We start from the raw sequence: 8789 nt of genomic DNA on the forward strand, positions 1-8789 counted from the left end.
GCCAGCGTTCGCTCTGAGCCAGGATCAAACTCTCAGGTTGAGTTGACTATCTGACCTAAGCAGATCGGTTCGAAAACCGATTGGCATTAGTTCTACGTATTCTTTGACGAGATCCCACGAACGACCAATCCGAAGATCGGGCGTTTATGGTGTCTTTTCAAAAAGACCGCAGATGTCAGTGTCGTTAGACAGTTCCGAAGAACCGTCGCTAGGACACCGCCGCCTGCGTTTCTCTTTCCAGATCAACGATTTCAAAGACCAAGACCGGAAGAACCGGCCCCACTGTTTAGCGCCGGTGAGCGGCGGAGGCGGCGATGTAGTCGCCTCGGTATTCCGTGTCAAGCGGTTCTTTCTAGAAGAACCTCTTTTCCGCGGCCCGCCCGAAGGCGAGTGAGGCGCGGTGTTTAGCGCCTCAGTTTTCCGCGTCAAGTGGTTCTTTTTAAAGAAGAACCTTTCAATCTGCGGCCCGTCCGGAGACGAGTGAGGCGCGGTGTTTAGCGCCTCATTTTCCTGCGTCAAGCGGTTCTTTTTGAAGAAGAACCGGTCTCTGCAAATCCACCCCGGAGGGCGGCGGAGGCGGCTGTCTAAAGACCCCGTTTCTCCGAGTCAACCGGGCTTTTCAGCCATTCTGCAGATCGGAAATCCAGGACTTCCGGGCCGCACAAAACCGTCAGGAGAAGCCCGAGAGGCTTCCCTCTTTTCGTTTCCGACGATTCGATCGAAGGCGCGGAACCTAACCGAAGACCCTTCAGGAAGCAAGAACGATTGGTTCTTTTTTCCCGGTGGAGCGGAAGGACTATCGTCCCCGCCGCTCCGGCGTCCGGCCCGTTTCCGAGCGAGGCGGCGATATACGCAGCGCCCGTTTTGTCCGCAACCGGAATCCGCACCTTTTGTGAAGTTTCTCGCAGAGTCCCGGTCGGTCAGCGGCGCGGTGCCGCCTTCAGCCAGCGCCTATATAGGTTCGCAGGGATTCCGCTTCATGCGTGGCTTCGGCGATCTGGCACTTCACCACGTCGCCGATGGAGATCACGCCGGCCAGTCGCCCCTCTCTCAGCACGGGCAGATGACGGATTCGGCGGTCGGTCATCCGCTCCATCAGGATCGCCACCGCCTCCGCGGGGGCCGCGAACACGACATCTCCGCTCATATAGCTGGATACCGGGCGGTCCAGAGCGGCAACCCCGTCCCTGGCGACCGCGCGAACCACGTCGCGCTCTGACAGGACGCCGACTACCTTGTCCTCATCGCAGATGATCAGAGCGCCTACGCGCCGCCGATCCAGCTCGGCACAGGCATCGGACAGGCGCAGATCCGGACGGATGACAAAGACAGCCTCGCCCTTGTCCTTGAGAATCTCGGCGACCAGCATCGGCATACCCTCCCCGGGTCTATCGCGCGGCCGCGGACGGACCGCATCAGGCGTGAGGTTCGCTCACATTGCCCCAGGAATCAAACTGGTCCGGTTTCGGCGCAAACCAGGCGAACCACGGCCCTATCAGCAGCGCGCCCCCCACATACCCTATGGCATGCGCCTCCCAGGCGATCTGGACACCTTCCATACCCGGCGCGAAACCGATCAGGCCCGTGGCCGCATTCACCGCCATCAGAATCGCCGAAGTCTTCAGGAATCGCTTGTTGGTCAGCGCAACGGGTCCCCTGCCCCGGCGACCCAGAAACCGCAGCGCCGCACCCATCAGACCGAACACGGCCCCGGAAGCTCCCAATACCGGCACCGAACTGTCCAAATACAGCAGGCCGTAGCCCACCGTCGCGGCGATCCCACACATTATATAGAGCAGCAGAAAAACCATTGCTCCGCGCAGGCCGGGAAACAGCCGCGCGACGGCCGGTGCAAAGGCCAGGGCCGCCAGCGCATTCATGATGACGTGGCCCCAGCCGGTGTGAACGAACATCGACGTCAGAACCCCGGGCCACCAGCCGCCGCTCACCAGTGACGACGACCGGAACGCCAGCGACAGCCCCCCATCCGGCAAGTTCGTCTGCATGAGATACAGCGCCGGCATGGACGCGACCAGCAGCACCGCCACCAGCGGCGCATTGAAGATCGGCGGTTCGGGACGGTCGGTCAGGGGATGTCTCCGCGCGGCTCAGACCGCTGAATCACAACGATGTTCACCATGGCAAGCGGTTCTTAATAACCATGCTCCAGAGTGGCACACAGGGTCTTGTGCGACCCGCGTCGTTTTGGCCCGAGGATTGCTCATGCCCATCCGCTCCATTCTGCCCGTGGCGGCGATCGCCTTGCTGGCGCTCCCGGCCGCCGCCACCGCCCAGTCGGCGGGTTCGACCGGCATGGCCAACTACCAGTCCGGCTACGGCGGCTCACGCTACACCACCAGCCAGGCTCAGACCGGCTCGACGCGGGATGCCAACGGCAACCGCCTGATCGTCGATGGGCTGATCCAGTCCGGGGCCAGCGCCTATTCCAGCCAGTCCGGCGGCGTCGCCTCGGCCTATGCCGGTGCGGGCCAGGGTGCGGGCGGCACGGCCATCGGTGGCTCCACGGCCATCGGCAACAATCTGAACGTCGTGGTTCAGGGCAACAACAATGTCGTCATCGTCAACTCGCGTCAGGTCAACAACGGCAACGTCAATGCCGGGACCAGCCTGAACGGCACACTGAGGCTTCCATGAGCGTAGGCTCCATCTCGCGCCGCGTGCGCATCGCCGGTGTCGCCTGCGCGACCGCAGCCCTGCTCGGTGGCTGTATCTCGGCCACGGCCGATTCCAGCGGGCGCTATGCGACACCGATCGGGAATGCGCCGGTGACGGCCAACCCGACCCCCTATTCCGCCGCGCTCTACTGCATGGCCGACTATGCCCGCCGCTATAATCTGCCCTCGCCACGCATGGCCGTGGGCCGGATCAGCGACTACACCGGCACGGTCTCGGCCGACGGCGGCCGCCAGATCACCGGCGGGGCCTCCCTGATGGCCATGAGCGCCCTGGCCAAGTCCGGCGCACACATCGTCGAACGCTACGACACCTCCGTCTCGGAGATGGAGCTGCGCTACGCCAACAACCGCCTCATCGGCGATCAGGCCACAGATACGGGCGACACTGAATATCGCCGGATCATCGCCGGCCAGGTGCCGGGTTCCGACTTCTTCGTCGTCGGCGGCATCACCGAGGTGAACTACAACATCCGCTCCGGCGGCTTCGACATGGGGGCCGGTCAGGTCGAGACCTCGACGCCCCTGTCGACCGCCTTCAGCGGCAAGTCCTATGTGATGAACGTCGCCATCGACCTGCGTCTGGTGCAGACCCAGACGATGGAGGTCGTCGATGTCGTCTCCTATCAGAAGCAGATCATCGGGCGCGAGATCTCGGCCGGCGTCTTCGACTTCCTGAACGGCAACGTCTTCGACATCTCGGCGGGCGAAGGCGGGCTGGAGCCTGTTCAGCTGGCGGTGCGGGCCCTGATCGAGCGCGCGACCGTCGAATTCATGGCCAATCTGTATGGCGCTCCTGGACCGGAGGTCTGCCTGTCGGCGGGCCCCGATCCTCTGGGCGGCACGGTCGGCCCGACCGGCGGCTACTACCCCGCCTACCCCAACACGGACACGAACAATGGCGCAACACGAGCGGATCCGTCTCGCTGGCACGATGCTCGCGACGGCGATGTTCGCCGCAGTCGCTACTGACGCCTGCGCGCAAACGCCTCCCCCGCCCCAGGATGACAGCGTCGTCCTGAACAATCAGCTGCAACTGGGCGATGTCATCGCGGGCCAGACGCTGAACGTGGTCAATGCCCAGGAACAGGTCACGGTCACCACCGTGGCCCAGGGCAATACGATCAGCGGCGCGGTCTATAACGGCAGTGTCACGGTCAGCTCGACCCAGGACATGCGCGGCGATTCGGTCGCCCGCACCGACATCGATGCCTCTGGCGACACCTATGGCGTGATCAATGCCACGAGCCAGGCCGCCGGCAACTATCTGGCCGCCAGCGGCTATGGGGCTGACGTGACGCTCGACGCGACCCAGGCAAACACCGGCGTTCTGGTCAGCGCGACCACCGAGGTCGGACCTGCAGGTACGGCTCGCCTGCTCGGCGGGGCCAACGTCAATGCCACCGCCATCTCCAACACCGTGGCCGCCTACGGCGAAGGGGCCTTCATCGACGGCTCCGTCGATCAGTCGTCCTCCGCCACCGTCCGCTCGTTCGGCCGCATCCAGGCCCAATACATACCCGCGACCGCAGGTGTGACCAGCCAGGCCATCGCCAATGCGGTCGAGGTCAACTCCGGCCAGACCTCGGGCCAGAACCTGACCATCGGCCAACGCTCGACCGGCGACTTCATCGAGGCCGAGGCCAGCTCCAACGCCGGCAACGCCTGGGACCTGGCCGCCCGCGCCCGCGCCAGCGCCAACCAGGCCAATCTGTATAATCAGGGCGGCAGCGTCGTCGTCGCCTCGGATCAGCAGAACGGCAGCTTCGTCCGCTCCTCGGCCCTGACCACCGCCTTCGACTATGGCGCGGCCACGGCCTCGTCGCGCGCGGCAGGCAATGATCTGTCGGTCGGCAACAACGACATCTATCTGGAGCTGGACAATACCCAGCTTAACACCGGCGGCGTCGATTCCACGGCCACCTTCAGCGGCACCAATGGCTATGACGTCTATGTCGGGGCCGATGCCGTGGGCAACACCGTCACCGGCTACGGCTGCTCGACCTGCAACGGCTATATGGAAGTTCGCAACAGCCAGACGAACGAAGGCAATGTGTCCGCCACGGCCAATACGACCGTCGCCGGCTCGGGCCGCGCCGTGATCACGGGGGCCAATGCCACCGGCAACTCGGCCACCTTCTACGTCTCGCGCCCCGGAAATTAACATTCGGTAACTTGCGTCAAGTCTCCTTGTCACCGAAAGGTGTCCCCGGGACTTCGACACCTTCTCGCCATAGTCCCTGACCCTTGACCGGCGCGGCCCGCGGGCCCCTTGCGCCTATGGAAAGAGACTGTTGATGCGTTCCCCTCGCCGCCTGCTTCTGCTGGTCGCCGCCTCGGCCAGCGTCCTGATCACCGCCGCCCCGGCCCTGGCTCAGGCCCAGGCCCCGACCGATCCGTTCGCGCAAGGCTCCAGCGACATCCCCGCCGACAGCAACGTCCGCTTCGGCACCCTGCCCAACGGCATGCAGTACGCGATCCTGCGCAACGCAACGCCCGCCGGCCAGGCCTCCTTCCGCCTGCGCATCGACGCCGGTTCGCTGATGGAGGCGGACGACCAGCTGGGTCTGGCCCATTTCACCGAACACATGGTCTTCAACGGCACGACCAACATTCCCGAGAACGAACTGCTGCGCATTCTGGAGCGTCTGGGCCTGGCCTTCGGGGCCGACACCAATGCCTCCACCGGCTTCGACCAGACCATCTACATCCTGGAACTGCCCCGCACGAACGACGAGACCGTGGATGCCTCCCTGCGCATCATGCGCGAACAGGTATCCGAAGCGCTGTTCGATCCCGCCGCCGTCGACGCGGAACGGGGCGTCATCGAGGGCGAGCTGCGGACCCGCGACACGCCCCAGCAACGCATTCAGGACACGCAACTGGCCCTGATCGCGCCAGGCCAGCGCCTGGCCAACCGCAAGATCGGCGGTGATCTGAACATCATCCGCACCGCGCCCCAGCAGCGCTTCGTCGACTTCTATCGCGGCTATTATCGCCCGAACCGCGCCACCTTCGTCGCCGTCGGCGATTTCGACGTCGATCAGATGGAGGCCAAGATCCGGGCTAATTTCGAAAGCTGGCAGCCACGGGGCGAGGCTGCGCCCGATCCCGACCTGGGCACACCCGCCCAGCGCGGACCGGAAACCCGCATCCTGGTCGAGCCTGGCGTGCAATCGACCGTCCAGATCAGCTGGATCCGCAACCCCGATCTGGATCCCGACAGCGTGGCCGAGCGCCGCGAATCCCTGGTGCGTAGTCTGGGTCTGGCCGTCCTGAACCGTCGTCTCGGCGAGATGGCCCGCGCCGACAACCCGCCCTTTCTGGCGGCGGGCGCGTCTAGCAGCACCTTCCTGGACAGTCTGGACCTGGGCGGCCTGTTCGCGGCCTTCAACCCCGGCGGCCTGAACCGCGCCATGGAGGCGGTCGAGCAGGAGCAGCGTCGCCTGGTCCAGTTTGGCGTGACCGAGGCCGAACTTCAGCGCGAAATCACCGACACGCGCACGGCCCTGACCAATGCGGTGACCGCCGCCGCCACCCGCTCCACCCCGGCCCTGGCCAACGGACTGGTCGGTGCGGTCAACAGCCAGACCGTCTTCTCGTCTCCGGCCACCAACCTTGAGCTCTTCAACGCCGTGGTCGAAGGCCTGACCGTCGATCAGGTCAATGCCGCCGTCCGCCCGGTCTTCGAAGGTCAAGGCCCGGTCGTCATGGTCACCACGCCCGTCCCCATCGAGGGCGGAGAGGCGGCCGTCACGGCTGCGCTCGAGGCCTCGCGCCAGACGCCGGTCGCCGCCCGTGCCGCCGAGGCGGCTCTGGAATGGCCCTATACCGACTTCGGCACGCCGACCCAGCCCGCCAGCCGCACCGAAGTGGCAGATTTGGGCGTCACCCGCGTCGATTTCCCCAATGGCGTGCGCCTGTTCGTCAAGCCGACGGAGTTCCGCGAGAACCAGATCCTGGTCAACGTTCGGACCGGCATCGGTGAACTGGCGCTGCCGACCGACCGAGTCACCGCTCTGACCTTCGCCAACTCCGTCATGGGTCCGGGCGGCACGTCCAAGCTGACCGTGGACCAGCTGACGCGTGTCCTCAGCGGCAAGACCTACAGCGTCAACGCCGGCCTGGGGACCGATGCCTATACCCTCAGCGGCACGACCCGCCCCGAGGATCTGCAGCTGCAGATGCAGGCCCTCACCGCCTATCTGGTCGACCCAGGCCTGCGCGCCGCGCCGTTCGAACAGACCCGCAGCCAGTTCCCGGCCCAACTGGCGCAAGGCCGCGCCACGCCCGGCGGCGTGCTGGGACAAAACCTGGGCGAACTGCTGGCCAGCGGCGACAAACGCGACGCGACCCCGACGGTCGAGGAAGTCGCCGCCATGACCATCGACGAGGTCAGGGCCGGTGTGACCGAGGGCCGTGCACGCGGCCCCATCGACATCGTCATGGTCGGCGATGTGACGGTGGAGGACGCCATCGCCACGGTGTCGAATACCTTCGGTGCCCTGCCCGACCGCGGTCCCCTGCCCCAGCCACCGGCGGCCTCGGCGGTGCGTCGCTTCCCCGCCCCGACGACCGAGCCCGTTCAGCTCAAGCATGACGGCCCGGGCGAGCAGGCCATCGGCCTCATCGGCTGGCCTACGACGGACGCCATCGGCGACCGGCTGGAGGCGCGTCAGCTGTCGATCCTGAACGCCGTCATCCAGCTGCGGCTGAATGAGGAGGTGCGTGAGAAGCTGGGGATCGCCTATTCGCCAGGCTCCGCCGCCAACTCGTCGTCTGTCTTCCCGGATTACGGCTTCCAGATCATGCTGGCCGAGACCCGCCCCGAAACGCTTCCGACCCTGTTCGGAGCCTTCGACAGCATCGCCGCCAGCCTGCGCGACACGCCCATCACCGATGACGAACTGCTGCGGGCCCGTGCCCCTGTGGTCGAGTCGGTGCGGCGCAGTCAGGCCGACAACGGCTACTGGATCACCCAGCTGGCCGATGCCGGTCGCACGCCAGAGACGTTCGACGAGATCCGGTCCCATGTCGCGGACCTGGAATCGGCCACGCCTGCGGATATCCAGCGCCTGGCGCGTCAGTATCTGACCGCCGACAAGGCCTGGCGTCTGACCATCACCTCGGACAATCCGGCGGCCCCTGCCACGGCCACGCCTGCCGCGGCGGCACCTGCCGCCCAGTAAAGCCCGGTCCCGCTCGGACGAAAAAAGGCCCCGGTGGATCGCTCCACCGGGGCCAGTTCGTTTCTCAGGATCGTCGACGAAGCCGACGCTGTAGCTCTAAGCCGGTACGGCTGACCCGCACCTGAACGCCGTATTCACGCCCGTTCAGAATACGCGGCCACCGACGCCGCCATCCAGGGTCATGGTCGCGCCGGACACCATGGCGGCGGCCTCCTCGACCCATTCCTCGCGATAGTCGGTATAGGTTTCCTCGCGGAACATGGTCAGGATCTTCACCCCGGCCCCATAGCGGCGCAGCAATGACCGCTCGTTGCAGTCGCGCTCAGCCTTCTGGGTCCGGCACTCGACCGTGCCGCCGTTACCGAACCAAAGGGCTTGGCCGCGCTCGCAACGCAGGCTCTCGCCGTGGTTGAAGTCGATCTCGCCGGTATAGTCCGCGATCGTCGCCTGCAGATAGGTTCCGGCCAGGCAGCGATACAGCTCACCCTCATAGTCCAGACCCACGTCGCGGCCGGGACGCACCTGCGAGGCAGGATGCGGCACATTGCGGGCGTCGATGCAGAAGGCCTGGATGACCACACGCTTCTCGACGCGGCGACGCGCCTCGAAGGCTACGCGCTCCATCCGGCGGGCCACCCCGCCCTCGACGTTCAGGCCATTGATCGTGGTCGGATAGGGCTGGTCAACCGTGACATAGGCCGATCCACCGCCACCCCCGCCGTAGAAGCCGCCACCGGAGCGCGCGCCGATAAAGCCGCGGCCGGCGTTCGAATTGGCGTTGGAGTTGGCATTGGCATTGCCGTTCGCATTGCCATTGACGTTGACATTGACGTTCACGCCGAAGTTTCCACCGCCAAAGGGCGGTGAAGGCGGCTGGCCACAGCACGACGGCGGCGGCGGCGGAGGC

Annotated in this window: 7 protein-coding genes; 4 read left to right on the forward strand and 3 right to left on the reverse strand. The window is 65.6% G+C overall.

Features of this window, described 5'->3' with window-relative positions; genetic code table 11:
- Positions 1 to 940: 940 nt before the first annotated feature.
- Together JHC81_RS12395 and JHC81_RS12400 are read right to left on the reverse strand one after the other, a co-directional pair.
- The gene (locus JHC81_RS12395) at positions 941 to 1369 is read right to left on the reverse strand and encodes a CBS domain-containing protein (protein ID WP_292175143.1); all 429 of its coding nucleotides are present in this window, start codon (positions 1367 to 1369) and stop codon (positions 941 to 943) included.
- 46 nt (positions 1370 to 1415) lie between these two features.
- The gene (locus JHC81_RS12400; RefSeq protein WP_292175144.1) at positions 1416 to 2048 is read right to left on the reverse strand and encodes a rhomboid family intramembrane serine protease; all 633 of its coding nucleotides are present in this window, start codon (positions 2046 to 2048) and stop codon (positions 1416 to 1418) included.
- 175 nt (positions 2049 to 2223) lie between these two features.
- On the opposite strand from JHC81_RS12400, the gene hfaA reads away from it, so the two are divergent.
- From hfaA to JHC81_RS12420, 4 genes are all read left to right on the forward strand, one after another.
- Positions 2224 to 2655, forward strand: coding sequence for a holdfast anchoring protein HfaA (gene hfaA, locus JHC81_RS12405; protein WP_292175146.1), 432 nt, complete (start codon positions 2224 to 2226; stop codon positions 2653 to 2655).
- Positions 2652 to 3665, forward strand: a complete 1014-nt coding sequence (gene hfaB, locus JHC81_RS12410) for a holdfast anchoring protein HfaB (RefSeq protein ID WP_292175148.1) — start codon at positions 2652 to 2654, stop codon at positions 3663 to 3665. The genes hfaA and hfaB overlap by 4 nt, the downstream gene beginning before the upstream one ends.
- Positions 3643 to 4857 (forward strand): holdfast anchor protein HfaD, encoded by a 1215-nt coding sequence (hfaD, locus tag JHC81_RS12415; RefSeq protein WP_292175150.1) that lies wholly within the window; start codon positions 3643 to 3645, stop codon positions 4855 to 4857. Before hfaB ends, hfaD begins: the two co-directional genes overlap by 23 nt.
- 133 nt (positions 4858 to 4990) lie before the next feature.
- The gene (locus JHC81_RS12420) at positions 4991 to 7882 is read left to right on the forward strand and encodes a M16 family metallopeptidase (protein WP_292175151.1); all 2892 of its coding nucleotides are present in this window, start codon (positions 4991 to 4993) and stop codon (positions 7880 to 7882) included.
- 144 nt (positions 7883 to 8026) lie between these two features.
- Here the strand turns inward: JHC81_RS12420 and JHC81_RS12425 are convergent.
- Positions 8027 to 8789, reverse strand: a 763-nt coding sequence (locus JHC81_RS12425) for a hypothetical protein (protein ID WP_292175153.1), incomplete at its 5' end; no start/stop codon positions are given.

This window comes from Brevundimonas sp., from assembly GCF_016463295.1.
Taxonomy (GTDB): Bacteria; Pseudomonadota; Alphaproteobacteria; order Caulobacterales; family Caulobacteraceae; genus Brevundimonas.

What these genes read in the sequence shown, in the direction of transcription:
- JHC81_RS12395 (WP_292175143.1), bottom strand. Translation starts at nt 1,369, where the DNA reads ATGCTGGTCGCCGAGATTCTCAAGGACAAGGGCGAGGCTGTCTTTGTC.
- hfaA (WP_292175146.1), top strand. Translation starts at nt 2,224, where the DNA reads ATGCCCATCCGCTCCATTCTGCCCGTGGCGGCGATCGCCTTGCTGGCG.
- hfaB (WP_292175148.1), top strand. Translation starts at nt 2,652, where the DNA reads ATGAGCGTAGGCTCCATCTCGCGCCGCGTGCGCATCGCCGGTGTCGCC.
- hfaD (WP_292175150.1), top strand. Translation starts at nt 3,643, where the DNA reads ATGTTCGCCGCAGTCGCTACTGACGCCTGCGCGCAAACGCCTCCCCCG.
- JHC81_RS12420 (WP_292175151.1), top strand. Translation starts at nt 4,991, where the DNA reads ATGCGTTCCCCTCGCCGCCTGCTTCTGCTGGTCGCCGCCTCGGCCAGC.